This window comes from uncultured Chryseobacterium sp. (assembly GCF_936933875.1).
GTDB lineage: Bacteria > Bacteroidota > Bacteroidia > Flavobacteriales > Weeksellaceae > CAKZIK01.
In genome coordinates, this window is the sequence record NZ_CAKZIK010000022.1 from 1 (window position 1) to 26,959 (window position 26,959).

Genomic DNA, 26,959 nt, shown 5'->3' on the forward strand with positions numbered 1-26,959 from the left:
ATAAAAGTCAACAAAAGAAAAAATCTGCACAATCCGCGAAATCTGCGAGAGAAAAAACGCAATCATTGTAGAGATGCGATTCATCTCGTGTCACATACATAACCAGATTTTCATTCAACCACAAAAGTCACAAAAGATTTAAGCTGAAAATTATGACTTATAAAAGTCAACAAAAGAAAAAATCTGCACAATCCGCGAAATCTGCGAGAGAAAACAACACCACACAATCATTGTAGAGATGCGATTCATCGCGTGTCACGTACATAACCAGATCTTCATTCAACCACAAAAGTTTAAAACTGAAAAGCATTCGGTAGAAAAGTCAGCAAAAGAAAATCTGCGAAATTCGCTTAATCTGCGAGAAAAAAATCTGTGGAAATCTGTGAAACCTGTGGGAAATTACTTACTGTAAGAAATTTGCTTCCTGTAATAAAACATCGGGATAACGAGCAGTAAAATCAAAGGCTGTATCACAAACCTTCTCATATAAAACGAGAACAGATAACCAATTTCAAATTTCGTGGAAATGCAGTACAGATACATCGGAAAAGTAATCGCAAACACGAGCAAAATCATTACAACCGCCTGAACAGTCCATCTAAAATTCTTGAAAACAAACTGAATAATAACTGCTGAAAAAAACAGGTTTAGAACAAAACGAAAAATATAGTTGAGAATCAGTTTTCCCCATTCAAAATCCGGAAAAACCGCTTTTTTGTTGGCTTCATGAAAATAATTGAGAAAAGGGTCGTAGAAAATTTTATCTTCCATCATTCGGACACCAATCAGTCCGAGAATTCCGAGAACAACCAAGAACCAACTAAGCCGTTTCATTTTTCGAATCTTTTAAAGCAAAAAATTTAATCCAAACCAACCACAACGCCACAACTCCACCGTAAATAATCGCTGGAAAAACATAATCGTGTCCAATTTTATCGTATTGGGGAGCTTCAATAAGAAGAATATTCAGTCCTGCTATTCTCAAAACATTTAAAATATGCAGAATTAAAAGTCCAGCTACGGCAAAAATAAATGTCTTCCTCGCATTATAAAACGCGAAAATAAATGCAAGAAAAAGAATCATCACCGAAATCGCGTTGCATCCTTCCACCATTCGCGACACATATTTTCCGGCAACATAAAACCAAGAAGTTTCCTGATGCGGTTTTCCATCCACCATTTGCGATTTGTAACCCAAAAAATTTTGCACTGCAGTAGACTGTTCCGCAACCCATTTTGAAACTGGGTCGAGACCGAGACCTTTAAATTCATTCAGATAAAACTGATACAGCAACACCAACACCAAATAAATAATGATGAAGCGCAATAAAATTTTCAGAACAGGTTTAAAATCGTTGAACATCGTGCAAATATACCAATTTCTGGTTCCAAAACCTTATATTTGTAACTTATGGCAGAGGCGGAAAAAGCAAAACTTTTTTTTGAAAATTATATCGGAAAATCGTCATCCAATTTCAAAACATTGGCTCAAAGCGGTTCGGAAAGGGTCAATTATGTAGCTTCCTCCGATGCCGAAAAATTCATCATTACTTTCAACGAAAATCTGAGGGAAAATGAAAGCTTTTTCTATTTTTCTGAAGTTTTCAGTTCACAAAATCTCAACACTCCCAAAATTTTAAAAATTTCTGATGACCGCAGAACCTATATTCAGGAGTTTTTGGGCAGCCAAACTTTAAGCGAAATTATTGCTGAAGACCAACTTTCCGAAAGAGTAAAATCTTTGGTAAAGCAAACTTTGGTTCAACTTTTTGAACTTCAAACCAAAACTGAAAACATAATTGATTATAGCAAAACGTTTGAGTACGAAAGCTACGATGAACTTCCAATCATGCACGATTTGTATTACTTTAAAAATTTCGTGGCAGATGTTTTGGAGATTCATTACCATAAATCTTCTTTGCTGAAAGAATTTAAAACCTTAACTCAGAAAATTGAAACACTTGAACCAAAAGGATTGATGATTCGCGATTTTCAGGCAAGAAATATTATGGTGGATGAAAATGAAAACATTCACTTCATCGATTATCAGGGAGCCATGAAAGGACCTTTGATCTACGATGTGATTTCCTTTCTTTTTCAGGCGAAAGCTAATTTTCCGGAAGATTTTAAAAATGAAATGCTGGATTTTTATTTTAAATTATGGAGTGACGATTCTAAAAAAGTTCAACTAAAAAATTCGGTGAAACCAATTCAGCTGATTCGTTTTATGCAGGTTTTGGGCGCTTACGGTTTCCGCGGACTCATTCAGCGAAAGGCGCACTTCATTGCAAGTATTGATAACGGAATTGAAAACCTTTATCAGTTTTCAAACTCGTGGAGCGAAATGGAAAATTTCCCTCACCTGAAAAAAGTAATTGATGCTTTGAAAACAGAAGCCGTTCAACAAAAAATCAAAACTATAATTAATCAGTAATTACTGATTTTCGAATATAAAAATTATGCTAACAGTAGAAATACACAGTTTTTCCTATAAAAAAGGCGGAATTCCGAAAGATAACAGCGGAAATGGAGGCGGCTTCGCTTTCGACTGCCGTGGAATTTTAAATCCCGGAAGAATTGAAGAATACAAACCCCAAACCGGAAACGACCTTCCCGTTCAGGAATATTTGGAAACCAAAACAGAAATGCCAAAGTTCATCGAATTGGTAAAAAATATCGTTTCTATCAACATTGATAATTATTTGGAGCGCGGTTTCGAACATCTTCAAATTAATTTCGGATGTACAGGAGGACAACACCGTTCGGTTTATTCCGCTTTGAAAATTGCCGAATTTATCCGTGAAAAATACCCGGAAGTTAGTGTGATCATCAATCACGACGAACAACCTCAACTTAATTCATAAGTAATCAGCAATGAGCAATAAGTAATTATTCGGTAAACTTGATAGATTGCTTATTACTCATTATTCTTTATTCTTTATCCATATTTATGAAAGCACTCATCTTCGCAGCCGGAAAAGGAACACGCCTAAAACCCTTTACAAACAACCATCCAAAAGCTTTAGCTCCTGTTAATGAGGTTCCTTTACTGGAAAGAAATATCAAATATCTGCAAAGCTACGGTATCAACGATTTTGTGATTAATGTTCACCATTTCGGAGACCAGATTGTTGATTTTCTGAAGAAAAATGACAATTTCGGTGCGAAAATTGAAATCTCCGACGAGAAAGACGAACTTCTCGAAACCGGAGGCGGCTTGGTTTTTGCTAGAAAATATTTGGATTTCGGTGAAGACTTCCTGATTATGAACGCTGATATTTTAACAGATTTGAACATCAGCGATTTCGTTAAATACCATCAGGAGAAAAAAGATTTCGCTACTTTAGCAGTATCAGACAGACCGAGTTCCCGAAAATTGTTCTTCAACAGCGATTTTATTTTAAGAGGCTGGCTGAATGTACAAACAGGAGAACAGCGATTAGCAGAATTTAACGCCGGATTCAAAGCTTTGGCTTTCAGTGGCATACACTGTATTAATCCGGAAATTTTTAATAAAATAAAAAGAACCGGAAAATTCTCCATTATGGAAGAATATCTGGATTTAATGTTGACTGAAAGCATCCATGGATTCGTTCACGATGCGCACTTAATTGATGTTGGAAAACCAGAATCCGTTGCAGAAGCGGAAAAAATATTTAAATAAACTATGGCAACCGAAGGAAAACGCGACGAAAGTTTAACGAACCCCGCTGTTGAAGTGGACGAGCAGAAACTGCACGAAAGTTTCCGCCAAAAAACCTGGGACGAAACCATTACCAAAGACAGTTGGATGGTTTTTAAAGTGATGGCAGAATTGGTGGAAGGTTATGAAAAGCTCGCTAAAGTAGGTCCGTGTGTTTCGATTTTTGGTTCTGCAAGACTGAAACCTGAAAACGAATACTACCAAATGGCGGTTGACATCGCCGAAAAAATTACAAAACTGGGTTTTGGCGTGATTACAGGAGGAGGTCCCGGAATTATGGAAGCCGGAAACAGAGGTGCTCATCAAGGTGGCGGAAAATCAATCGGTTTGAATATTGAGCTTCCTTTCGAGCAGCATTTTAATCCGTATATTGACAAAGCTTATTCCATGAATTTTGACTATTTTTTTGTGAGAAAAGTAGTTTTCGTAAAATATTCGCAAGGGTTTATTGTAATGCCGGGAGGATTTGGAACTTTGGATGAATTAACTGAAGCAATTACTTTAATTCAGACCAATAAAATTGGGCGATTCCCGATTGTTTTGGTAGGGACAAAATTCTGGGGTGGATTGCTGCAATGGTTCAACGACACGCTCTTAGCCAACGGAATGATTAATGAAGCTGACCTCAATCTTTACAGAATTGTTGATACAGCCGACGAAGCTGTAGCTCACATAAAAGCATTTTATGATAAATATTCTGTAAACGTTAACTTCTGATTGGCACATTATTTGAGTTTTAACTTGAAAAAACAAAGTGAAATTTGTTATTTAAATAAAGGAAATGAAAAAATTTTTACAAATATTCGGCATATTAACATTGTTTATGATGATGAGTTTTGCAGTGGCAGACTTTTTTTCATCAATGACAAAAGTTGATTATGTAGAGGGCTCACGAACCCTAAAATTCACCACTAAGATGAATACCGACCATATTTCGAACGCCATAAAAATCAATCCAAATACAGCAGGATTTGAAGCGGAAGTAAAGAAATATGTAAACAAAAACTTCGATGTTTATGTTAATGGTGCTCCTAAAAATTTAACTTTCACTGGAAGCCAAGTAAATGGCGAATCTGTTTGGGTGTATTTTGAAACGGGAGGAGTTGCAGATGTTAATTCATTAAAAATTAAAAATACCATCCTATTGGAAACTTATCCAAAACAATTTAACGTAGTAAACGTTGCTTATAAAGGACAGCAAAAAACAATGAACTTCCAAAGAGGAAAAGAGGTGAATGAAGCCACCTTCTAAAAACTTCAATTTAAAATATGATAAAAAGCTTTAGTTTTGTACTGAAGCTTTTTTATTTTGAATATGTTCACGGACGAATATTTTATGAAAATCGCACTTCAGGAAGCTGAAGCCGCTTTGGAAAAGGATGAAATTCCTGTAGGTTGCATCATCGTTTCCGGAAACCGCATTATTGCAAGAGCACACAACCTTACTGAAACTTTAAATGATGTCACCGCACATGCGGAAATGCAGGCAATAACCTCGGCCGCCAACTTTTTGGGCGGAAAATATTTGCAAAACTGTACGATGTATATCACGTTGGAACCTTGTATAATGTGCAGTGGCGCTTTAAGCTGGAGCCAAATTTCAAAAGTGGTGATAGGCGCAAGAGACGAACAGCGCGGTTTTATTAATAAAAATCTTACGCTTCATCCCAAAACAGAAATCGTGACCGGCATTATGGAAAATGAATGTTCTGTGATTTTGAAGGAATTTTTTAAATCGAAAAGATAGACAACTTATTTTTTATTCTGAGGAACAAAGAATCGTTTAATTAAAGAGAATCTTCACTGCACTCCGTTTCGTTCAAAAGACAATAATGGATGTTATTTATCCTTCCCTAAAAAATACAGTCCTTTCAAAGTATGAAGCCTGTCTGCAATATGGATTTTCTCAGTTAGAGGTTTATAAACGTGGGAAACTCCGCCGGTTGCGACAACGAAGCAATCATCTTTTACTTCTTCATTAATTCTATCGATAAAACCTTCCACCATTCCTAAAAATCCGTACACCATTCCGCTTTGCATGCAGGTAACCGTATCTAAACCGAGTACAGATTTTGGCTTCACCAGTTCTATTTCAGGAAGTTGAGCCGTTTGTCCCACCAAAGAATTTAAGGAAGTAATAATTCCGGGAGCTATGATAACGCCCAAAGTATCGCCCGTTTCTGTGATGCAGCTTGCTGTAAGAGCAGTTCCAAAATCTATAATAATTTTTTTGCGGTCCGGATAAAGATGATGCGCTGCAACCAAATTGGCGTAAATATCGGTTCCCATCTGTTTCGATTTCGGTTCTACTGCAGATTTCGTATTTCTGTCCACCAAAATCGGTTTCTTTCCGTGGATTTTTTCGATGGCTCTCGTAATATCGTACGTTAACTGCGGAACCACGGAACCAATGATGATTTTTTCAATTTTTTCAATATCAATTTTGTAATACTGATACAAAGTGAGGAACTGCACAAAAAGTTCGTCGCTGGTTTTGTAAGGTTTTGTATTGATAATCCAGGAAATATCACAGTTGTCATCGTCAAACAATCCGAAACGGATATTGGTATTGCCGATGTTGATTACGATGGAGGTCATGTTTTTGAATGATGAATTTTGAATGATGAATGATAAATTACTTCACTTCCACTAAATTATTTTCCGGATGTACATCTGCTAATCTTTGTGAAAAATCAATTCCCAAAGCGGCCATTTGAGATTTATCGTATGGAATCGTGAAAGTGTATTCCTTCTGAGTCCATGCCCAATAATCTAACGTTTTGAAACTTCCGTAGATGTCTTTCTGTTTCCAAACATGAGTTAAACTTACAGGTATTTGATAATTCACCACCTTTTTATCTTTCATTAAAACTGAAAAATCAATCGGCATCGGAACCGAACCGTTGTTGACCAACGTTATGGTTGTTGAATTTTTATCGTATTTCACATCCTTAATGGCATAATCGATAGTTTTTGTGGTGTTAATCCAGTAATGGTGGAACCATTTCAAATCCATCCCGGAAATTTGCTGTGCAATATGCATTAAATCTCTGTCGGTTGGATGTTTCAGTTTCCATTGGTTGTAGAATTCTTTCATGGTTAAAGAAAGATTCTGCTCTCCCATAATATAACCCAACTGAACAAGAAACAACTCCCCTTTTACATAAGACGCAAAAGAATATGCGCTTCCGTTATCGTGATGGTCGCCTAACCAAACCGCAGGTTCTTCAATACCGCGTTTGGTGAAATTTACATAGTTATTGATGCTTCCAACAAAAGGATTCGCAACCGGTTCCGTTGGTGGAAAAAGCTGGTGCATCACATAACTTTCGTAATAACTTGTAAAACCTTCATCCATCCAAGGTCTCAAACTTTCGTTGTAGGCCATAATCTGTTGGTTCCAGGAATGTCCACCTTCGTGAACCATTAAACCAACTAAACCATCCAAAGTTTTGGATTCTCCGAGCATCATGGTTGCCATTCCGTATTCCATTCCACCGTCTCCACCTTGAATAAATGAATAGCTCGGATACACATAACGCCCAAAAGACGCATTCATCAACTGATAAAATTTGGTAATATATGGTTTGGATTCCTCCCAGAATTTTGTTTTTTCAGATTTTTGGTAAACATAAAACACTTTCGGTCCATCTAAAACGGTAAAGCTTTCAACAGTGTAATCTCTGTCAGCTGCCCAGGCAAAATCCAGAATGTTTTTCGCTGTCCATCTCCAGGTCGCTTTTCCGGCATTGTCGGTTTTTACAGCAGCAGTTGCATCATAACCTTTTACATCTAAAGGGTTTTCAAGATTGCCACCTGCTCCAATGACGTAATCTTTATCAATTTTAATGGAAATATCATAATCTGAAAACGGTGCATGAAATTCTCTTCCAACATAATCGAAAGTTGCCCAACCATCATAATCGTATTCAGCAATTTTCGGATACCATTGCGTCATCGTCATATCAATTCCTTCGCGGTTGTTTCTTCCGCTTCTTCTAATCTGCATCGGAATATTTGCGTCCCATTCCATCGTGAAATTTGTGGAAGAATTTGGTTTGATGGGCGTTGCCAAATCTACTTTCATTACAGTTCCCTGAATTTCAAACTTCAAATCTTTACCATTTTGCTTAATCCAGTGGATATTTTGTGCGCCTTCTTCATTTTTCGGAATGGAAGCCAAACGCGAAACACCATCTCTTTGCAAACGTGAATCTCCATTTTTTCCTTGGTTTTGAACCCTTTGATCCATCATTGAGCCAGGTTTAAAAGCATTCCAATACAGATGAAAATACACCACTTTAAGTTCATCCGGAGAATTATTGGTATAAATTAAAGACTGCTTTCCCTGATAAGTAAAGTTGGGCGCATCTACATCAATATCCATTTTATATTTTGCATATTGCTGATAATAAGGACCTAACTGGGCCGAAAAAATTCCGAAAACGAAAGAAAATATCGCTAAAAATGATTTTGTCATCTTATTTTATTTAAAAGAGCAAGATAAGAATTTTGAAAATTAGTAACGAACCTTTTTTGATTCTAAAACTTTGTTAATTTTGCACCATAAAATATTGAAAATGCTGACGGTAGAAAAAATTGGAGGAACATCGATGTCTCAGTTTCAGGATGTTCTGCAGAATATCATCAAAGGAAACAGAACCGAAAACGAATTTTATAACAGAATTTTCGTGGTTTCCGCTTACAACAATGTTACCAACTGGCTTCTGGAACATAAAAAGACCGGAGAACCCGGAGTTTATGATAAATTTCTGAAAGGAGAAGATTATAAAATCGCGCTTGATGAACTTTACGACAAATTGATTGAAATCAACAAAAATTTTGAAAATATTGGTCTAAATCAAGCTGAAGCAGCGGAATTTATCCGTTTCAGAATCGACCAGGCAAAAACCATGCTTCACAGCCTGAACAATGTTTTGGCTTCCGGATATGTGGACATGAAGGATATTCATTTGGCTGCAAGGGAAATTTTAGCTTCTATTGGAGAAGCACATTCGGGATGGAATTCCACCAATATTCTAAACAATAATGGTATAAATGCACGTTTCATTGACCTTTGCGGATTTAATGACAATGAACCTTTAACGATTGATGAACGTATTAATAAGGAATTCAGCAATATCGATTTTTCAAAAGTTATTTGCATTGCAACCGGTTATACCAAAGGTACAGAGGGAATTATGCGCGCTTTCGACCGAGGCTATTCCGAAGTGACTTTCAGTAAAATTGCGGTGGATGTGAAAGCTGATGAAGCCATTATCCATAAAGAATTTCACCTTTCCAGCGCGGATCCAAAAATTGTAGGGGTTGAGAACAGCATTCCGGTTGGACAAACCAATTATATCGTTGCAGACCAACTTGCAGATATTGGTATGGAAGCGATTCATCCAAAAGCGGCAAAACCATTGGAAATTGCCGGTGTTAATATCAGAATTAAAAATACGTTTGAACCGGAACATCCCGGAACTTTAATTTCGAAAGATTATAAATCTCCAAACAGCCGCGTGGAAATTGTATCCGGCTCGAAGGAACTTATCGCTATTGAAGTTCATGATCCAATGATGGTAAGCGAAGTAGGTTATGATGAGAGGATTATGCATGTTTTTCAAACATTTGGAGTGAGTTATGTTTTGAAAGCAACCAACGCCAACTCTATCACCATTGTGGTTTGGGATACCAAAACTGCAGAAAACCTGATTGCAGAACTAAAAGATAAATTTTACCAGGTTACTGCAATACCTGTTGCCATGGTAAGCGCGATGGGAACTAATATTGCATCTACAGGTTTCTTATACAAGGCTACGAAAGCTTTGTACGAAAAAGACATTAATATTGAATGCTATGCCCAGTCTTTAATGCAAGTGAATATGCAGTTCGTCATAAAACGAGAACATTATGAGGAAGCCATTCGGGTTTTGAACCAGGCCTTGTGTAATTAAATCAAGCAAAAAAGGGCTGCAAATAATTTGCAGCCCTTTTAATTTCATATTTTCAAGATTATTTCTTCACAGAAGGATTCAAAATCTTCTCAATAATTTTTCCTGTAATCATGTAGGTTGGTTTTACACCTGTTAAACCCAAACCACCCGAAGACAATGTAGAACCCGTTTCCAAAGGATTATCAGATGCGTAATACGCATACATTACAAACAAATCCGGAGTGATGTGGTGTCTCACTTTCGAGGCTACCTGAATCGCTTTTTGATAATGCGCTCCTTCCATTTCAAGACCAACTGCTTTCCATGTTGTCGTCATAAAATAAGAAAGGATGTCCTTATTCTGAAGTGAAGTCCCTAAAACTGTAATCATCGAACCTTCAAAAGCTTTGATTTCATCATCCACAAAATCATCCAGCTTTAAAGCATTGTCGAAAACATAATTATCTGCTGTTCCTTCAAAAATATGAGAAGTAGGAATCATAATATCTCCCTTTCCACCGGTAAGAATTCCGGCTTTACCCATAATTGAAACAGATTTTACGTGCATTGTATAGACTTCCTGATTGTATTCGTAAGGACGAAGCAATTCATCCATAATTTCGAAAGCCTGTTCTCCAAAGGCATAATCGAAAACCAAAATCACATCATCGCCTTTATATTTCAGGTGTCCGAAAGGGGTATTTTTCAAATCAGTTTTAGATAAATCGATAATCTGAACATCGATATTACTTCCGCTGTCATCATCAATATAAATCAATCCGGATTTTTGGGAATGATTCAACACCTTTTCCTGCAGCGATTTCTTATTTGAAATTTCTTCGTAAAGGCTGTAATCAACACTTTTTGTAAACTTTTTCCCAACAGCATCGTTTCCGTAAAGCATATTTTTCACAGAATGCATATTCGCTGAAATAATATGAAGTGGCCTCATGTGAAGATTGTTCGACGCCAAAACTTCTTTCACTTTATTAGCCCAACGTTCTCCGAAAAGATGATGTCCAACTCGTTCACGAAGAATTGCCGAGAAGAAGATTTCTCTTTCTCTAAGACCTTTCAAATCATCCAAACTTGCTTTTCCAAGGAAATAGATAATTTTGAAAAGACGGTCCGGATTTTTATCATCACCAAAACTGTTGTAAGCGTTCAGAACCTCATCAAAAGTTCTTCCCAAAAGCGAAGAAAGGTGAATCAGTGCTACTTCTTTTTCCTTTCTGCTGAGTTTTTTCTCGCCTTTCGCCACTTCCTCGATAATCGTCCATGCTCTTGTAGGCTTATAATCTTCATCTTTTTTGTAGGCCAATTCGCGAATTTTATCCGCTTCTATATATAAAAAGGTAAGGTGCGTAAGGATATCATAAATTTCAGAACGGCCTAGAAGAACTTCAATGTTCATTTGGTGTTCATCAATTCTGTAGCAGTTTCTTCTCCGTTTTTTTGGAACAATAACTTCAAAACTTCCCTTTTCAAAACCTTCATCCGACGTCAAATGCACGAAAGCTGTTTCCTCAATTCCTTCCGGAAGACGGTCCAGAACATAAAGAAGTCCGTCCAACTCTACTTTGTTCGCAATACTCATGGAACCGTAGATTTCGGGAGAGATAATCATTAAAAGATTTCGGATAGTTTCACCGGAAACGCCGCCCGGTTTGAAAAAGCCCCTGTAGAAAAGGTGTCGCATCGTAACGTATAGCCTTTCAATGGCTTCCGTTGTTTCGCGTGCTCTTAAGTTTGTTGCCATAAATTATCTATATATAAGGGTTAAATTTATAATTAATGACGCACAAAATTACGAAATTTTTAGTTAACCCTGTGTAAATTTAATTTAAACTGAATTTCGAAAAATTTACTTTTTAATCAAAACTAAATCCAAAAAACAATAATTTTTAAAAACACCCCCTAAGTTTTAAACTTTAAATAGATGTTTAAATTAAATTTTTTAAACATACCCCTAAAATATTATCAACTTTTACTTTTGATTATTAAAAAAGCGTAAATTTGCATCATTAAAATCATCACTAAAAATGTCAACATTAAGATTTAAGGCGTTAGAAACGCTTTCTTTTAAGAATTTCAGACAGGATAACGCAGTTACGGTTCCGGCAAAACTTTCCGAACTGTTCTGCCAAAATGTTTTCTCAGAAGAAACAATGAGAGAATATTTAACAAAAGAAGCATTCACTTCTATTTTGGATGCCATTAAAAAAGGAACAAAAATCCAAAGACACATAGCAGACCAAGTGGCAGTAGCCATGAAAGACTGGGCCTTGTCGAAAGGAGCAACTCACTATACACACTGGTTTCAGCCATTGACAGGTTCTACCGCAGAAAAACACGACTCTTTCTTCTCACCTATTGAAGGCGGAAGAGCAATTGAAAGATTTAACGGTGGAATGTTGATTCAACAGGAACCGGATGCGTCTTCCTTCCCGAACGGAGGAATTAGAAATACTTTTGAGGCAAGAGGTTACACCGCATGGGATCCAACTTCTCCAGCTTTCATTATGGGAACCACACTTTGTATTCCATCAATTTTCATCTCTTACACAGGAGAAACTTTGGATTACAAAACGCCTTTACTAAGAGCGCTTCACGCAGTTGACGTAGCTGCAACAGATGTTTGTAAAGCTTATTTTGATAAAAACGTAACAAAAGTAATCCCTACTTTGGGTTGGGAACAGGAATATTTCTTAGTGGATTCAGCTTTGTATCAATCAAGACCAGACTTGGTAATTACCGGAAAGACTTTGTTGGGACATTCCCCTGCAAAAGGACAACAATTGGATGACCATTATTTCGGTTCGATTCCCACTAGAGTAATGAACTTTATGAAAGAGTTGGAAATCGAGTGTATGAAACTGGGCATCCCTGTAACAACTCGTCACAACGAGGTTGCACCAAACCAGTTCGAATTGGCTCCAATGTTCGAAGAAGCAAACGTTGCTGTTGACCATAATTCATTGTTGATGGATGTAATGGCAAGAGTTTCTCACAAACATCATTTCCATATCTTGTTCCATGAAAAACCTTTCGCAGGTGTGAACGGAAGTGGAAAACACAACAACTGGTCTTTAGCAACAGACACAGGCGAAAACCTTTTGAGCCCTGGAAAAAATCCTAAAAAAAATCTTCAGTTCCTTACTTTCTTTGTGAATACTTTGAAAGCGGTTCATGATTATGCTGATTTATTAAGAGCTTCTATCGCTTCTGCAAGCAACGACCATAGATTGGGAGCCAACGAAGCACCGCCTGCAATTATTTCGGCATTTATCGGAACTCAGTTGTTCAGCGTTCTTTCTGAGCTTGAAAAAGTGACTGACGGAAAATTATCGCCGGAAGAAAAAACCGAACTTAAATTAAATGTTGTTGGTAAAATTCCTGAAATTCTATTAGATAACACCGATAGAAACAGAACTTCTCCTTTCGCATTCACAGGAAATAAATTTGAAATCCGTGCTGTAGGTTCAGCGCAAAACTGTGCAGAACCAATGACGGTGATGAACGCGATTATGGCAAAACAGCTGCAGGTTTTCAAAACTGAAGTAGATGCTTTAATTGAAAATAAAGGTCTTAAAAAAGACGAAGCTATCTTTAATGTTCTGAGAGAATACATCAAAAAGTCTAAAAATATTATGTTTGAAGGCGATGGATATTCTGACGATTGGGCGAAAGAAGCTAAGAAAAGAGGCCTTAACAATTTGAAAACTACTCCTGAAGCTTTGAAGCAGGAAATGGATAAAAAATTCGTTCAGCTTTACGAAGAGCTTGGAATTTACTCTCACAGAGAATTTGAAGCAAGAAACGAAATTAAACTTGAAAAATATTCTACAGTAATTGATATTGAATCAAGAGTTTTGGCGGACATCGCAAGAAACCACATCATTCCTGCAGCGTTGAATTATCAGAACAGATTAATTGAAAATGTAAAAGGTTTAAAAGAAATCTTCAGCGATAATGAATACAAAGCTTTAGCAAAAGAGCAATTAAACCTGATTGCCGATATTTCCGCAAACGTAGCAGAAATTAAAGTAGGTGTTGACGAACTCTTGAACGCGAAGGACAAAGCTTCAACGCTTCACGGACAAAAACAGGCAGAAGCGTATTGCAACGACGTAAAACCTAAATTTGATAAAATTCGTGTCGCAAGTGACGCTTTAGAAATGATGGTGGACGACGAACTTTGGCCAATGACGAAATACAGAGAGCTGTTATTTACAAGATAACCTTTTAAAGCCTGCTGTTTCAGCAGGCTTTTTTTAAACCCTAAAACCATGGAATTAATTCGAACCACCTCAAAAGACCCAGATTTCATCAGCTTAGTAGAAAAACTCGATGCTTATCTTACCGGACATAACGGAAAGAAGGATGTATTCTACAGCCAGTTCAACAAGATTGATTTGTTGGAAAACTGTATCGTTGCCTATATTGATGAAAAAGCAGTAAGCTGCGGTGCATTTAAAAAAGTTGCTGATGAAACGATAGAAATTAAAAGAATGTACACTCTTCCAGAGTTCAGAAAACAGCACATTGCTAAAGCAGTACTTTCAGAATTAGAACAATGGGCAAAAGAATTGGGTTTTAAAAAACTCATTCTAGAAACAGCTATTGGACTTCAAAATGCACAAAAACTTTATGCAGGTTCCGGGTATGATATTATCGAAAACTATGGACCCTATATTAACGTTAAAGAAAGCGTCTGTTTTTCAAAATTAATAAACAATGCATAATATTTTTACGAAGAATTCAAAAACGCAAATTTAACATTCAAAATCAACGTAAGCTTCCATTACTAAAGGAATTGTGATATTTACTTGCTATTTAATTAACAAATAAAAAAATTAAAAGCTTTACAGAATTATAGACAAGATTTATATAGTTAATAGATTTTTGAGATAAAATGTTAAAAAATCTTAAAGAAAATGCTTGCAAAATAAAACCGCAAGCACCTAAAATAGGGGTTTGCGGTTTATTTTTCTTTAACATACTTAAAAAATATGTTAAAATGTGTTAAAAAAAGAATCTGAAATTACAGATTTAATGCTCTTAAGGGCTGATTCTATACTTTTGCTATGCGATTCGAAAGTAAAAAACAATTTTTAACACAGATAATCAAATATATATGAAGAAAAGAGTCTTATTATACATAGCTGTAATCACTTCTGTATTTTCATTACAATCTTGCGTTTCTAACTACGTTGTATCTTCTCCAATAACATACAAAACAAATGCCAAACTGGCTTTAATTTCTCAAAATAATTTAAGCGAAGTAAAAAAGGAAATCTCTCCTGCTAAGCAAATTAACAACGCTTTAGCAAGCATCGAGAAAGCAAATACTAATGCTGCTATCGAGAAAGCTATTATGCACGACAGAAAAATTGACGGTCTTTTAGCTGAAGCAGATTCTTACCTTGGAACTCCTTATAGATATGGAGGAATGACAAGAAACGGCATCGACTGTTCTGCGTTTGTGCTTTCTGTATTTGGTACTTCAATGGGGATGAATCTTCCAAGAGTTGCCGCTTCTCAAGCTCAACAAGGTGAAAGAGTTACCCGCGACGAAATCCAAAAGGGTGACTTGGTATTTTTCTCTCACGGAAGCAGAATTTCTCACGTAGGAATTGTACACAGTGTTTCTCCTGAAGGCGACATCAAGTTTATCCACGCTGCAACATCAAGAGGTGTTATGGTATCTTCATTAACAGATTCTTATTGGGGACCAAAATTCAGGTTTGCTAAAAGAATCATTAATGATAATGCGGAAGTAAACCCAACTTCATTGGCGAACAACTAATTCCCCGAAATCATTTGATTGATATAAAATAAAACCATTGCATTTGCAGTGGTTTTTTTATTTGCTTAATATAAAAATGAGTAAATTTGTACTGTGAAAAAATTACAGATTTTTTTAATGATTCTTTCTTTGGGAATTTTTATTCTTCCCAAACAGATGATTTCTGCACAGCAGACAGAAATGTCGTGCTGTAAAAAAGAATCCAAGAAAGAAGACTGCTGCAAAGACCATCACCAAAAATCTGACAACAAAAGCCACGGCTGCGACGACGGCTGTTGCTCTTCCTGCAATACCTGCACTACTTTTGTTTTTAATCCAGTTTTAATTGAGGAAGCTATAATTTCTTCCAATAAAGTTGTTGATAAAACATCAGCGTTCAGATATCAGGAACCTTTTATTTCATTGAGTTTAAAAGAAATCTGGCAACCGCCGAAGATTGGTTAATAAATCCGTATTTCAGTTTTAAAAAGAACTGAAACTTAATTTATTAATTAAATCTAACATACAATGAAATCACTATTTACAAGGTTTTTCCTTGTTATTTCCCTATTCATATTCAGTTTATCATTTGCGCAAATCGCAAAAAACACCTTTAAAGTAAAAGGCGAATGCGGAATGTGTAAAGACAGAATTGAAACTACCGCAAAAAAAGCGGGTGCAACTTCTGCAGATTGGAACGCAGAAACACAAATCCTTACCGTAGAATTTGATGCTTCAAAAACTTCTGATGAGCAAATCCTCAAAAAAATTGCAGAAGCTGGTCACGACAATGAAAAATACACGACGAAAGACGACGTTTACAATAGTCTTCCCGGATGTTGTCATTACGAAAGACAGCCTTCATTTTTAAATACTGAGGCTAAAACATCAGCAGAAGACAACCAATATTTTGTGAAAGGATTGTGCGGAATGTGTAAAGACAGAATTGAAACTACCGCAAAAAAAGCGGGTGCAACTTCTGCAGATTGGAACGCAGAAACACAAATCCTTACCATGGATTTCAATCATTCGACAGTAACAAGCACAGAAATTCTTAAAAAAATCGCCGAGGCAGGACACGACAATGAGCAGTTTAAAACCACACAGGAAGTGTATGATGCACTTCCGGGTTGCTGCCATTACGACCGTGATGCTGCCTTACCCAGGCAAAACGAAATAAGTACTGTAACTCAATCTGCTCAAAGTACAGTTCATCAGGTTTTGGTAAAAGGAAACTGCGAATCATGCAAAGCAAGAATTGAACAAACCGCTTTGGAAATGGGCGCAAAATCTGCTTTATGGACACCGGAATCTCAAACTTTAATAGTAGATTTTGATACAACAAAGTTTACAGATGATGATTTGTTGAAAAAATTAGCGGAAGTTGGACACGATAACGAGAAATTTAAAGCAGATGATAAAGTGTATAATGCTTTACCGCAGTGTTGTTTGTACGACAGAAATTCCGAATTTCCAAAAAAAGGCGAAGAAGTAAAACTTCAGGACGGACACGCTACCAATCCGATGAAAATTGTTGTAATTGAAAAGGAAGTTCATCCCGACCATTATGATAAATCAATTGACGGAGTTCATATTACCAAAGCAAAGGAAGCCACGTCTTTAAGCAGAAAATCTGCCGACTTAACATTTAATATTGGTCAAAAAGAACTGTTGAAAGCGGCTTGCTGTAATTTATCTGAAAGTTTTGAAACCAATGCGACAGTTGATGTTTCGTTTTCGAATGCGGTAACAGGAACAAAACAGCTGAAAATGTTGGGTTTAGACCAAAAATATACGGCTTTAACGAAAGAACTTCTGCCTGAAATTCGTGGTTTGGCAACTCCGTATGGTTTAAATTTTATTCCCGGTCGTTGGATTGGCGGAATTCAGCTCACAAAAGGAGGTTCTACGGTGACCAACGGGTATGAAAGCATTACCGGACAAATCAATACCGAACTTTTGAAATTCAACAAAGAACCGGAAACAACTTTGAATCTTTTTGCAGATTTAAATGCAAGAACCGAAGCCAACATTACCCACACTTCTTCCCTATCCGAACATTGGAATCAGTCTATTTTGCTACATGGAAACGGAACTTTGGCGAAAATGGATTACAACGATGATGGATTTCTGGACCAACCAACGGGAACGCAAGTCAATGCAGCTTATCTGTTGAATTACAGCGATTTAGACCATACAGGTTGGGGTTCTCATTTCGGAATTAATTTCGTCCAGGACACAAGAAATGCGGGACAAATGGATTTCAACAAAAATTTGGACCAAAGCGAACAAACTGCTTACGGCGTTGGAATTGATATTTCCAGATTTCAGGTGTGGAACAAAACCGGACATGTCTTCAAAGGAAAACCTTATCAAAGTATTGGTTGGATGAATCAACTCACCTATCATCAACAAGACAGTTTTTTTGGTTTGAGGGATTATTTTGGGAAACAAACGACGTATTATTCAAATTTAATTTTTGAAAGTATTTTTGGAAATACCAATCATAAATACAAAACCGGAGCGAGCTTTCTTTATGATAAATATGATGAAGATTATCTGCTTCAAAACTTTAAAAGAACCGAAACTGTTCCCGGATTATTCTTCGAATACACTTTAACCGGCGCGAAATATACTTTGGTTGCAGGAGCAAGAGCTGATTTTCACAATTTGGCCGGAACGCAGTTTACACCACGATTAAATTTCAAATACGACATCACTCCCAAAACCATTTTGAGATTATCTGCAGGAAGAGGTTTCAGAACGGCAAATATTTTTGCGGAAAGTCAGGCTTATTTTGCTTCCAACCGTGAAATTGAAATTCAGCAGAACGGCGGAAAAATTTACGGTTTAAAACCTGAAATCGCTTGGAATTACGGAGCAAGCTTACAGCAGGAATTCAAACTTTTTGGCAACAAATCGATGATTGTTGCAGACTTTTTCAGAACAGATTTCCAAGACCAGGTTCTTTTGGATTTAGACCAATCTCCACAGAAAATTGTATTCTACAATCTTGAAGGGAATTCTTGGGCAAATTCATTCCAAACACAGTGGGATTTCATGCCTGTGAAGAATTTTGACGTGCGTTTGGCATACAAATTTTACGATGTTCAGGCGGATTATGCGGATGGAAGACGCGAAGTTCCTTTCATGGCAAAACACAGAGGATTTTTGAATCTTGCTTATTCTACCAACAAAAATCAGAAAGGCGGATTTTGGGCTTTCGATACCACTTTCAATGCGGTTGGAAAGCAAAGATTACCTAATATGAGTTCCAATCCGGCGGAATTTCAACTTCCGGAATATTCGGAGGCATATTTAACTTGGAATGCGCAGGTTTCTAAAAACCTGAATGATAAAATCCGACTTTATCTAGGTGGAGAAAATCTAACTTCTTACACGCAGAAAAACCCGATTATTGATGCAAAAAATCCTTTCGGAAATTATTTTGACGGAGGAATGGTTTATGCTCCAATTATGCCGCTGAACGTGTATGTTGGGTTGGATTTGAAGCTTTAAACATTGTTCTTTTGTCTTGAAGCAAAAGAAACAAAAATTACAAAAAAGGAGTCCAAATTTTTTGAACTCCTTTTCTTTTATAGATAAAAATTAATCAAACTAAGATTTCAGCCATTCCGAGGAATTCAGATAATTTTGGTCCGGATAATAAATAAACAAAACATTTTGTCCCTTAATTGTGTTGATAATTGGTGCTGCTAAAGCTCTCGGAACTGCAGGACAACCCCAACTTCTACCGATTCGCTTTTCTCTTTTGGCAAATTCTTCACTCACATAATCTGCTCCATGCATCACAATAGAACGCTGTAAAGCATTATCGTTGAATCCTTTATCCATTCCCAATAATCTCAGAGAATAACCATTATCGCCTTCATAAGTTGCATCCGTAATATAAAACCCAAGGCTGCTTTGCAATGAACTTTCTGTATTCGAAAAATTGGTTGCAAATTCTTCGCCAGTATTTTTTCCGTGAGCTACTAAAGAATTGAAAAGGATATTTCCGGTTTCCGTATCGATAACCCAAAGTCTTTTCGTGTTGGATGACAAAGAAAAATCACAAACCGTCAATAATTTTGTTGAAGCGTGAATTTTACCTGATTTTTTTAAATTTTCGAAACCTTTCAAAGCTTTTTCAAAAACATCAAACTTCAGCGTATTGATATTGCTAAAATTAATTTTGTTATATAATGTTTCTGATGCTGACGGCGTTTTAGTTTCTGTAGAGTTTGCAGCGAATTTTACCGGTGCCGCCAAAGTATCTGTAACTTTCTGATTCGTGTTGGCTACAGTAACCGTTCTGTCTGATGAGATGTAAGATGTCGCTACTGCGAAAGTTACTCCAAGAGCAAGAATTAATTTCTTCATTCAATATTATGTTAAATAAATTTTGGTGCGGCAAATTTATAAAAACATCAATACGAAATGGTTAAAATGAAAAACTTTAACGAAATTTTATAAAAATTTAACGTTGTGATTTTGTGATGTTTAGTGTTTTTCTGGAACAAATTCAAGACTTACAGAATTCATGCAGAAACGCACTCCTGTTGGCGGTGGTCCATCGTTGAAAACATGTCCTAAATGTGCATCACATCTTTTACAAACGACTTCTATTCTTTCCATACCGTGTGAAGAATCGCGTTTGTAAGCGACACCATTTTTATCAGCTTCAAAAAAACTCGGCCAACCACACGTTGATGCAAATTTTTGGTCACTTTTAAACAAATGATTTCCGCAAGCGGCACAATAATACTCTCCAACCTCATCGAATTCATTATACTTTCCGGTAAAAGGTCTTTCCGTATGTTGCTGTCTAGCAATAGCATACAAATCCGGAGAAAGTATTTTTTGCCATTCTTCGTCTGTAAGCGTAACTTTTGAAGAATCTGTTCGGGAATAATGTGGATTGTTATTTGATGTATTGTTTTCCATAGAAGTTGATTTTATAGGTTTCTGCGTCTGCGAACAGGTTAGCAGAAATAAAAAAAGTGATATTAAACTGATGAATTTCATAAGCAGCTAGAGGGAACCACGAAGCGCGAAGACTTCCAACTTCGTACTTCCCTCTTCAAGCCAAAATTACTAAATTTGTTTTAATGACCGACGAAGAAAAACGCATTCAGTTGCGAAAATATAAATTATTTGCAACAGGACTTCTTGTTCTGATGGCGGTGATTTTTGTAATTACGACCATTCTTCAGAAATCCGATAATTCGCATTGGATTGGCTATGTTCGTGCATTTTCGGAAGCTGCCATGGTTGGAGCTTTAGCCGACTGGTTTGCTGTTACTGCCCTTTTTCATCATCCTTTAGGTTTGAAAATTCCGCACACGAATTTAATTCAGAACAAAAAAGACCAAATTGGCGATAATCTCGGGAGTTTTGTCGTAGATAATTTTTTAGCCCCGCAAAATATCCGTCCTTATATCCTGAAATTAAAAGTTTCGCATTTTGTGGGAGATTGGCTTTCTAAAGAACGAAATCAGGAAATTTTGTTGAAAGAAACCGCAAATATTGTTAAAGATATACTTCAAAAATTGGATGATACAGCTGTTGTGAATTTCATTTCAAAAAAGGCAAAAGAAATGTCTAATGATTTGAAAATCAACGAAATCGTCGGGAACGGTCTCGATTATATTTTAGAAAGAAACGACCACCAAAGACTCGTTACCAATCTTTCAAAACAGATTAAAACTTATATCGCACAAAATCAAACCATTGTTCGTGAACGCGTGAAAAAAGAAAGCTTCGCTTTAATCCCAAAGTTTGTGGATGATGCGATTGCGGATAAAATTACTTCTGGACTTTCCAAATTTTTTGAAGAAGTGGAAGCAGACGAAAATCATTCTATTCGAAAGGAAATCACTCAAAAATTGCTTGCTTTTGCTTACGAACTCAAAGAAAATGAAAAATGGGAAGAAGAATTTAAAAGTATTCGCGAAAACTTTTTGAAGGAAGAAAAACTGCAGCAATATTCCAAAGACATCTGGAAATCAATTAAAAATTCGCTTTCCAAAGAGCTTGAAAATGAAGATTCAGCACTGAAAAATTATATTCAGAAAAATATTGATGAATTATCTCATAACCTGCAAACTGACGAAAAACTTCAGAATAAAATCGACCATTGGATTCGCGTAACCGCTTACAAATACATTCTAAAAAACACGCATCAATTCGGAGATTTAATTTCCTCCACGGTCGGAAATTGGCAAGGAAAAGAGCTTTCCGAAAAGCTGGAACTGGAAGTCGGTAAAGATTTACAGTTTATCCGACTGAACGGAACTTTAGTGGGAGGTTTGGTTGGACTGGTGATTTATACGGTGGCGCATTTTTTTATTTGAAACACTTTTCAACCACAAAAGTCACAACAGTTTTTTTTGTGAAGTTTATTTGAATGAAGCAAACAAAGCAAAAATCTAAAGATTTTTATATTTTGTGAACTTTGAATGAACGCTTAATTACCGATAAGATCTTTTGTGGTTTAATATTTCTCCAAAATTTTCTGATTGATTTTCCGAATCAATTCCGGCCCTTCATAAATAAATCCTGTGTACAGTTGAATTAAACTTGCGCCGGCTTCCAGTTTTTCAATAGCATCTTCTGCGGTATGAATTCCGCCAACGCCAATAATTGGAAATGCTCTCCCACTTTTTTCGGAAAGGAAACGAATAATTTCTGTTGAACGTTTTGTTAAAGGTTTTCCCGAAAGTCCGCCGGTTTCTTTCCTGTTTTCTGATTTTAAATTATCACGTGAAAGTGTAGTGTTCGTTGCAATAACTCCTGCAATTTTAGTTTCTTTAACAATATCGATAATGTCCAAAAGTTGGACATCAGACAGATCCGGTGCGATTTTCAGAAGAATAGGCTTTGGATTTTGTTTTTTTGAATTGAGTTCCTGAAGTTCGCCTAACAGTTTTGTTAAAGGTTCCTTATCCTGAAGCTCGCGCAAATTTGGAGTGTTGGGTGAAGAAACGTTAACAACGAAATAATTCACATAATCGAACAATTTTTCGAAACAGATTTTGTAATCGTCAACAGCGTTTTCGTTCGGTGTGGTTTTGTTTTTCCCTATGTTTCCACCGATAATGATGTTTTTGTTTTTTTTGAGTCTTTCAACTGCAGCTTCTACGCCATCGTTATTGAAACCCATTCTGTTGATGATTCCGGAATCTTCAATGAGTCTGAACAACCGTTTTTTATCATTTCCGGGTTGTGCTTTTGGCGTTAAAGTTCCGATTTCCACAAAACCGAAACCTAAATCTGCAAATTCTTCGAAAGCCACTGCATTTTTATCCAAACCTGCAGCTAAACCAACAGGATTTTTGAATTTAATCCCAAAAACTTCACGCTCCAAACGAGAATCTTCAATAGGTTTGGGGAGAAAAAGTTTTCCAAATCCTCCAAAATTTTGGAGTAACGAAAAGGTTAAATGGTGTGCTTTTTCGGGGTCGAGACTGAATAAAAACGGACGCAGAATGCTTTTGTACATTGAAAAAAGGTTTTACAAATGTACTGTTTTTTGGGGTGTAATGAAAACTGAATTTCTTTCGTTAAAAACCATTTTCGTAAAAGGACGGCATTATAGCCCATTGAGTGGTATGTTTGAACTCTTTTATTGCGGCGGCGAAGCCGCCGCAATAAAAAGCGAGTAACGAAAGCAGGTTCCCGGCTCCTAAAAACCTTTAAAATTTGCCGTAAATTCCCTATTTTTGCACAAAATCTAACAAATTATGGCAAAGCAGGAAGACTTGTTTAAAAATGTGGTTTCCCACGCAAAAGAATACGGGTTTATTTTTCCTTCGAGTGAGATATATGACGGACTTTCAGCCGTTTACGATTATGGACAGAATGGTGCGGAACTGAAAAACAACATCAAACAATACTGGTGGAAAGCAATGGTGCAGCTCAATGAAAACATCGTTGGGATAGATTCTGCCATTTTGATGCATCCAACAACCTGGAAAGCTTCCGGTCACGTTGATGCTTTTAACGACCCTTTGATCGATAATAAAGATTCCAAAAAACGTTTCCGTGCGGATGTTTTAATTGAAGATTATTGCGCGAAACTGGAAGATAAGGCACAAAAAGAAATCGAAAAAGCGGAGAAAAGATTTGGTGATGCTTTCGACAAGGCTCAGTTTGAATCTACTAATCCGAGAGTAATGGAATACCGCGAAAAGCAGAAAAACATCCTATCGAGAATGGCAAAATCTTTAGAAAATGAAGATTTGGCTGATGTAAAAGCTTTGATTGAAGAGCTTGAAATAGCTGACCCAGATACAGGCTCCAAAAACTGGACAGATGTTCGTCAGTTCAACCTGATGTTTGGAACAAAACTTGGCGCTTCTGCGGATAATGCGATGGATTTATACCTTCGTCCGGAAACTGCACAGGGAATTTTTGTGAACTTTTTGAACGTACAAAAAACTTCAAGACATAAATTGCCTTTCGGGATTGCACAAATAGGGAAAGCCTTTAGAAATGAGATTGTTGCGAGACAGTTTATCTTCAGAATGCGTGAATTTGAACAGATGGAAATGCAGTTTTTTGTTCCGCCGGGAACTGAGCTGAAATTTTACGAAGAATGGAAGCAAAAACGTCTGAACTGGCATTTGGCTTTAGGCTTAGGACAGGAAAACTACAAATTCCACGACCACGAAAAACTGGCGCATTATGCGAACGCTGCTGCAGATATTGAATTTAAATTTCCATTTGGTTTCAAGGAATTAGAAGGAATTCACTCGAGAACAGATTTCGATTTGGGAGCGCACGAAAAATTCTCCGGAAGAAAATTGCAGTATTTCGACCCTGAAAGAAACGAAAACTATGTTCCTTACGTAGTGGAAACATCAATTGGTTTGGACAGAATGTTCCTGGCTTTAATGTCGCACTGTCTGAAAAACGAAACTTTGGAAGACGGTTCCGAAAGAACCGTTCTTTCGCTTCCGCCGGCTTTGGCTCCGGTAAAAGCTGCGATTTTGCCATTGGTGAAAAAAGACGGATTACCTGAATTCGCCAACAAAATTTACGATGAATTGAAGTACGATTTCAACGTGTATTATGAAGAAAAAGATGCGATTGGAAAACGTTACAGAAGAATGGACGCGATTGGAACACCTTTCTGTATCACTGTGGACCACGATTCTTTGAACGACAACACCGTAACTTTGAGAGAAAGAGATACCATGAAGCAAGAAAGAGTTGCTGTGGCTGATTTGAGAAGAATTATTGATGAAAAAGTGAATTTCAGAACGTTGCTTTCCAAGATTTAGTACTTTTTAACTATAGATTAAAATTTCTGCAAGACTTTGCAGGAATTTTTTTATATACATTTGGAATATGAAACACATTCTACTATTTATCTTTTTTATAAATTCTTTTGCAGCAGCACAAAGTCACAGATTTATTTACGAATATTCCTACAAGCCTGATTCGCTAAAACAGGATTCTATCGTTAAGAAACTAATGAGACTAAACATTACAAAAGATTTTTCAGAATTTCTACCAGAAAAGAAAGCAAAAAATGATTCTGTTATCATGAAAAATCTGGAAATGAAAAAAAATTTTGATATTGAATTCTCCGAGAATGATATTTCAACCGATTCTTATACAGATTTACATTCAGCAGAAACAAAAGTGTTTGCAGAGATTGGCATTCAGCAGGTTGCCGTAAAAATTAATGAACTTCCTCAATGGAATTTACAAAAGGAAACGAAAAAAATAAGTGGTTATAACTGTCAAAAGGCTAACTCATTTTATAAAGGACGCCTCTGGTATGCGTGGTTTACCAATGAACTTCCTTTTCAGGATGGTCCTTATATTTTCAAAGGTCTTCCTGGACTAATTGTTGAGTTAGAAGACCAAACTAAAAGTCATCATTTTATTTTGAAAGGAAATCACAACAGCACCAACAATAAAATAAACCGTTTCACCATGGGAAAAATTGTTGATTTAGATGAAAGCCGCTTCACTAAAGAATGGAAGAAATTCAAAGAAAATCCTGTTCCGGTAATGACGCAAATGCAAAACAGAGGCATTATTTTTTCGGGGGATGTTAATTTAACGTCGTCAAATAAAGCAGAAATTGAAAGGATTAAAAAAGAAATTTATTCTGTGAATAATGCAATGCTGCTGCAATTGTATCGATAGTTGTTCTAAATAATTTACGCAAAACATTTCATAGTTTTTGACGGAATTTTTAGTTAATTTGTTGAAAAAATTTGCAGTGAAAAAATTTCTGAAAGGTTTATTGATGGTTTTGGCCGGACTTGTAGCGCTTTCTTATATGCTTGGTTATGATTATCTTTTTAAAGGAATTTGGGTAACCTATCTTCATGGAGATACAAGTGCTACAATTGATGACGGTAAATTTTTTCCAAGCCATACGATTGTGAGAGGAACGCCAAAACCTTGGGTAAAAGATGCGAATTACAACAAGACAAAACTTCCCGAAAATATTCTGAAAAATTTGAAAGACAGCAAAACCGCTGCTTTAGTGGTTATTAAAAATGGGAAATTGCTGCACGAAGAATATTGGAACGGCTACAACGCGAACTCTCGAACCAATTCTTTTTCGATGGCAAAAACCGTTACGACACTTTTAATGGGAGCAGCCATTGCGGATGGAAAAATCGATTCTGAAAACCAATACTTTTCTGATTTCTATCAAAATTACGCTAACGTCCCGTACGGAAATAAGCTTACTTTGAAAGACTTATCTTCGATGGAAGCCGGGCTCAACTGGCACGAAAACTATAAAAATCCTTTCAGCCCAAATGCGAAAGCATATTACGGAAAAAGTCTTGGAAAATCAGTTTTGCTCAAAAATTTCAAAGAAAATCCGGGAACGAAATTCGAATATCAAAGCGGTTCAACACAACTTTTAGGATTTGCCATCCGAAAAGCCGTGAATATGCCGATTGCGAGTTACGCTTCCAAAAAATTGTGGATTCCACTCGGAATGGAACAAAATGCAGAATGGAGTACCGATGATTTCGGAATGGAAAAAACGTTTTGCTGCATCCAAAGTGACGCCAAAGATTTTGCAAAATTAGGTCAGCTCATGCTGAATAATGGAAAAGTGGACACGCTGCAAATCATCAGTCCGGATTTTATCCAAAAGATGATTACGCCAACAAAATTATCCAAAAATGCATACGGAATGGGACTTTGGATTAATTACGACAATCCAATAAAGCATTATTTCTTTTGGGGTCTTCTTGGCCAATACATCATCGTAATTCCTGAAAAACAGATGATTATTGTAAGAACCGGAAGTTATAAAGACCAACCTAAAAATGATAACGGAAGACCGGATCAGGTGAAGTTTTTGGTGAATGAACTTTCGAAAATATTCTAAAAGAGAGATTCGATTCTACTCGCTATGTTTAGAATTAACAAATTGAAACTGTTTTTCCGCGGCGGCTTCGCCGCCGCGGAAAATTCAACAATCCCTTTCCAATAAATTTCGTAAATTTGAACCGTTCTAAATAACCAAATCCAACTTTAGAATTT

Annotated in this window: 24 protein-coding genes; 16 read left to right on the forward strand and 8 right to left on the reverse strand. The window is 36.6% G+C overall.

The features are described from left to right. Nucleotides 1–399: 399 nt before the first annotated feature. On the reverse strand, nucleotides 400–834 hold the full coding sequence (locus tag Q0252_RS02955; protein WP_297983633.1) for an exosortase F system-associated protein: 435 nt from the start codon (nucleotides 832–834) through the stop codon (nucleotides 400–402). Continuing rightward, nucleotides 821–1,363 (reverse strand): exosortase family protein XrtF, encoded by a 543-nt coding sequence (gene xrtF, locus Q0252_RS02960; protein WP_297983636.1) that lies wholly within the window; start codon nucleotides 1,361–1,363, stop codon nucleotides 821–823. Before xrtF ends, Q0252_RS02955 begins: the two co-directional genes overlap by 14 nt. Before the next feature lie 48 nt (nucleotides 1,364–1,411). Here xrtF and Q0252_RS02965 point away from each other — a divergent pair, with 48 nt between their 5' ends. The 6 genes from Q0252_RS02965 (at nucleotide 1,412) to Q0252_RS02990 (ending at nucleotide 5,450) form a co-directional block, all read left to right on the forward strand. Further along, nucleotides 1,412–2,434 carry a phosphotransferase gene (locus tag Q0252_RS02965; RefSeq protein ID WP_297983639.1) on the forward strand — a complete coding sequence of 341 codons (1,023 nt, stop codon included), beginning with the start codon at nucleotides 1,412–1,414 and terminating at the stop codon, nucleotides 2,432–2,434. 25 nt (nucleotides 2,435–2,459) lie between these two features. After that, complete coding sequence (locus tag Q0252_RS02970) at nucleotides 2,460–2,864, forward strand: RNase adapter RapZ (RefSeq protein ID WP_297983642.1); 405 nt, start codon at nucleotides 2,460–2,462, stop codon at nucleotides 2,862–2,864. Between the two features lie 86 nt (nucleotides 2,865–2,950). Next, nucleotides 2,951–3,664: a nucleotidyltransferase family protein gene (locus tag Q0252_RS02975; protein ID WP_297983645.1), complete on the forward strand. Its 714-nt coding sequence runs from the start codon at nucleotides 2,951–2,953 to the stop codon at nucleotides 3,662–3,664. 3 nt (nucleotides 3,665–3,667) lie between these two features. Continuing rightward, nucleotides 3,668–4,420 (forward strand): TIGR00730 family Rossman fold protein, encoded by a 753-nt coding sequence (locus tag Q0252_RS02980; protein WP_297983648.1) that lies wholly within the window; start codon nucleotides 3,668–3,670, stop codon nucleotides 4,418–4,420. Between the two features lie 64 nt (nucleotides 4,421–4,484). Beyond that, nucleotides 4,485–4,955, forward strand: coding sequence for a DUF6702 family protein (locus Q0252_RS02985; RefSeq protein ID WP_297983650.1), 471 nt, complete (start codon nucleotides 4,485–4,487; stop codon nucleotides 4,953–4,955). A gap of 63 nt (nucleotides 4,956–5,018) precedes the next feature. Next, the gene (locus Q0252_RS02990) at nucleotides 5,019–5,450 is read left to right on the forward strand and encodes a nucleoside deaminase (RefSeq protein ID WP_297983652.1); all 432 of its coding nucleotides are present in this window, start codon (nucleotides 5,019–5,021) and stop codon (nucleotides 5,448–5,450) included. 92 nt (nucleotides 5,451–5,542) lie between these two features. Here the strand turns inward: Q0252_RS02990 and Q0252_RS02995 are convergent, their stop codons facing one another. Both Q0252_RS02995 and Q0252_RS03000 read right to left on the reverse strand, forming a co-directional pair. Next, nucleotides 5,543–6,301, reverse strand: a complete 759-nt coding sequence (locus tag Q0252_RS02995; protein ID WP_297983655.1) for a type III pantothenate kinase — start codon at nucleotides 6,299–6,301, stop codon at nucleotides 5,543–5,545. A 37-nt stretch (nucleotides 6,302–6,338) separates the two neighbouring features. Next, nucleotides 6,339–8,183 (reverse strand): M1 family metallopeptidase, encoded by a 1,845-nt coding sequence (locus Q0252_RS03000; RefSeq protein WP_297983658.1) that lies wholly within the window; start codon nucleotides 8,181–8,183, stop codon nucleotides 6,339–6,341. 100 nt (nucleotides 8,184–8,283) lie between these two features. On the opposite strand from Q0252_RS03000, the gene Q0252_RS03005 reads away from it, so the two are divergent. Next, nucleotides 8,284–9,663 carry an aspartate kinase gene (locus Q0252_RS03005; RefSeq protein ID WP_297983660.1) on the forward strand — a complete coding sequence of 460 codons (1,380 nt, stop codon included), beginning with the start codon at nucleotides 8,284–8,286 and terminating at the stop codon, nucleotides 9,661–9,663. A 58-nt stretch (nucleotides 9,664–9,721) separates the two neighbouring features. Here Q0252_RS03005 and Q0252_RS03010 read toward each other — a convergent pair whose 3' ends face one another. Beyond that, nucleotides 9,722–11,401: a hypothetical protein gene (locus Q0252_RS03010; RefSeq protein WP_297983664.1), complete on the reverse strand. Its 1,680-nt coding sequence runs from the start codon at nucleotides 11,399–11,401 to the stop codon at nucleotides 9,722–9,724. 283 nt (nucleotides 11,402–11,684) lie between these two features. Here Q0252_RS03010 and Q0252_RS03015 point away from each other — a divergent pair, with 283 nt between their 5' ends. The 5 genes from Q0252_RS03015 to Q0252_RS03035 all read left to right on the forward strand — a co-directional run bounded on the left by Q0252_RS03015 (nucleotide 11,685) and on the right by Q0252_RS03035 (nucleotide 18,949). Continuing rightward, nucleotides 11,685–13,883 carry a glutamine synthetase III gene (locus Q0252_RS03015; RefSeq protein WP_297983667.1) on the forward strand — a complete coding sequence of 733 codons (2,199 nt, stop codon included), beginning with the start codon at nucleotides 11,685–11,687 and terminating at the stop codon, nucleotides 13,881–13,883. A 48-nt stretch (nucleotides 13,884–13,931) separates the two neighbouring features. Further along, nucleotides 13,932–14,387, forward strand: coding sequence for a GNAT family N-acetyltransferase (locus tag Q0252_RS03020; protein WP_297983669.1), 456 nt, complete (start codon nucleotides 13,932–13,934; stop codon nucleotides 14,385–14,387). Nucleotides 14,388–14,779: 392 nt separating this feature from the next. Then, nucleotides 14,780–15,451, forward strand: a complete 672-nt coding sequence (locus Q0252_RS03025; protein WP_297983671.1) for an NlpC/P60 family protein — start codon at nucleotides 14,780–14,782, stop codon at nucleotides 15,449–15,451. Between the two features lie 93 nt (nucleotides 15,452–15,544). After that, nucleotides 15,545–15,895 (forward strand): hypothetical protein, encoded by a 351-nt coding sequence (locus Q0252_RS03030; RefSeq protein ID WP_297983673.1) that lies wholly within the window; start codon nucleotides 15,545–15,547, stop codon nucleotides 15,893–15,895. Between the two features lie 63 nt (nucleotides 15,896–15,958). Continuing rightward, nucleotides 15,959–18,949 (forward strand): TonB-dependent receptor, encoded by a 2,991-nt coding sequence (locus Q0252_RS03035; RefSeq protein ID WP_367174812.1) that lies wholly within the window; start codon nucleotides 15,959–15,961, stop codon nucleotides 18,947–18,949. A 99-nt stretch (nucleotides 18,950–19,048) separates the two neighbouring features. Here Q0252_RS03035 and Q0252_RS03040 read toward each other — a convergent pair whose 3' ends face one another. Together Q0252_RS03040 and msrB are read right to left on the reverse strand one after the other, a co-directional pair. Continuing rightward, nucleotides 19,049–19,813: a murein L,D-transpeptidase catalytic domain family protein gene (locus Q0252_RS03040; protein ID WP_297983675.1), complete on the reverse strand. Its 765-nt coding sequence runs from the start codon at nucleotides 19,811–19,813 to the stop codon at nucleotides 19,049–19,051. Nucleotides 19,814–19,933: 120 nt separating this feature from the next. Beyond that, nucleotides 19,934–20,458 carry a peptide-methionine (R)-S-oxide reductase MsrB gene (msrB, locus tag Q0252_RS03045; protein WP_297983678.1) on the reverse strand — a complete coding sequence of 175 codons (525 nt, stop codon included), beginning with the start codon at nucleotides 20,456–20,458 and terminating at the stop codon, nucleotides 19,934–19,936. Nucleotides 20,459–20,541: 83 nt separating this feature from the next. Here msrB and Q0252_RS03050 point away from each other — a divergent pair, with 83 nt between their 5' ends. Further along, nucleotides 20,542–21,786, forward strand: a complete 1,245-nt coding sequence (locus Q0252_RS03050; protein WP_297983681.1) for a DUF445 domain-containing protein — start codon at nucleotides 20,542–20,544, stop codon at nucleotides 21,784–21,786. A gap of 140 nt (nucleotides 21,787–21,926) precedes the next feature. Here Q0252_RS03050 and Q0252_RS03055 read toward each other — a convergent pair whose 3' ends face one another. After that, nucleotides 21,927–22,934, reverse strand: a complete 1,008-nt coding sequence (locus Q0252_RS03055; protein WP_297983684.1) for a quinone-dependent dihydroorotate dehydrogenase — start codon at nucleotides 22,932–22,934, stop codon at nucleotides 21,927–21,929. 241 nt (nucleotides 22,935–23,175) lie between these two features. On the opposite strand from Q0252_RS03055, the gene Q0252_RS03060 reads away from it, so the two are divergent. From Q0252_RS03060 to Q0252_RS03070, 3 genes are all read left to right on the forward strand, one after another. Further along, entirely contained in the window at nucleotides 23,176–24,717 is a 1,542-nt protein-coding gene (locus Q0252_RS03060; protein ID WP_297983686.1) for a glycine--tRNA ligase, read from the forward strand. Between the two features lie 67 nt (nucleotides 24,718–24,784). Beyond that, entirely contained in the window at nucleotides 24,785–25,594 is an 810-nt protein-coding gene (locus tag Q0252_RS03065) for a GLPGLI family protein (RefSeq protein ID WP_297983689.1), read from the forward strand. Between the two features lie 76 nt (nucleotides 25,595–25,670). Next, nucleotides 25,671–26,804 (forward strand): serine hydrolase, encoded by a 1,134-nt coding sequence (locus tag Q0252_RS03070; protein WP_297983692.1) that lies wholly within the window; start codon nucleotides 25,671–25,673, stop codon nucleotides 26,802–26,804. The last annotated feature ends 155 nt before the right edge of the window (nucleotides 26,805–26,959 follow it).

Coding starts and splice junctions, on each gene's coding strand:
- Q0252_RS02965 (WP_297983639.1), top strand. CDS start 1,412: ATGGCAGAGGCGGAAAAAGCAAAACTTTTTTTTGAAAATTATATCGGA.
- xrtF (WP_297983636.1), bottom strand. CDS start 1,363: ATGTTCAACGATTTTAAACCTGTTCTGAAAATTTTATTGCGCTTCATC.
- Q0252_RS02970 (WP_297983642.1), top strand. CDS start 2,460: ATGCTAACAGTAGAAATACACAGTTTTTCCTATAAAAAAGGCGGAATT.
- Q0252_RS02985 (WP_297983650.1), top strand. CDS start 4,485: ATGAAAAAATTTTTACAAATATTCGGCATATTAACATTGTTTATGATG.
- Q0252_RS03035 (WP_367174812.1), top strand. CDS start 15,959: ATGAAATCACTATTTACAAGGTTTTTCCTTGTTATTTCCCTATTCATA.
- Q0252_RS03060 (WP_297983686.1), top strand. CDS start 23,176: ATGGCAAAGCAGGAAGACTTGTTTAAAAATGTGGTTTCCCACGCAAAA.
- Q0252_RS03040 (WP_297983675.1), bottom strand. CDS start 19,813: ATGAAGAAATTAATTCTTGCTCTTGGAGTAACTTTCGCAGTAGCGACA.
- msrB (WP_297983678.1), bottom strand. CDS start 20,458: ATGAAATTCATCAGTTTAATATCACTTTTTTTATTTCTGCTAACCTGT.
- Q0252_RS03065 (WP_297983689.1), top strand. CDS start 24,785: ATGAAACACATTCTACTATTTATCTTTTTTATAAATTCTTTTGCAGCA.
- Q0252_RS02990 (WP_297983652.1), top strand. CDS start 5,019: ATGTTCACGGACGAATATTTTATGAAAATCGCACTTCAGGAAGCTGAA.
- Q0252_RS02980 (WP_297983648.1), top strand. CDS start 3,668: ATGGCAACCGAAGGAAAACGCGACGAAAGTTTAACGAACCCCGCTGTT.
- Q0252_RS03010 (WP_297983664.1), bottom strand. CDS start 11,401: ATGGCAACAAACTTAAGAGCACGCGAAACAACGGAAGCCATTGAAAGG.
- Q0252_RS03020 (WP_297983669.1), top strand. CDS start 13,932: ATGGAATTAATTCGAACCACCTCAAAAGACCCAGATTTCATCAGCTTA.
- Q0252_RS03005 (WP_297983660.1), top strand. CDS start 8,284: ATGCTGACGGTAGAAAAAATTGGAGGAACATCGATGTCTCAGTTTCAG.
- Q0252_RS02955 (WP_297983633.1), bottom strand. CDS start 834: ATGAAACGGCTTAGTTGGTTCTTGGTTGTTCTCGGAATTCTCGGACTG.
- Q0252_RS03015 (WP_297983667.1), top strand. CDS start 11,685: ATGTCAACATTAAGATTTAAGGCGTTAGAAACGCTTTCTTTTAAGAAT.
- Q0252_RS03000 (WP_297983658.1), bottom strand. CDS start 8,183: ATGACAAAATCATTTTTAGCGATATTTTCTTTCGTTTTCGGAATTTTT.
- Q0252_RS02995 (WP_297983655.1), bottom strand. CDS start 6,301: ATGACCTCCATCGTAATCAACATCGGCAATACCAATATCCGTTTCGGA.
- Q0252_RS03055 (WP_297983684.1), bottom strand. CDS start 22,934: ATGTACAAAAGCATTCTGCGTCCGTTTTTATTCAGTCTCGACCCCGAA.
- Q0252_RS03050 (WP_297983681.1), top strand. CDS start 20,542: ATGACCGACGAAGAAAAACGCATTCAGTTGCGAAAATATAAATTATTT.
- Q0252_RS02975 (WP_297983645.1), top strand. CDS start 2,951: ATGAAAGCACTCATCTTCGCAGCCGGAAAAGGAACACGCCTAAAACCC.
- Q0252_RS03025 (WP_297983671.1), top strand. CDS start 14,780: ATGAAGAAAAGAGTCTTATTATACATAGCTGTAATCACTTCTGTATTT.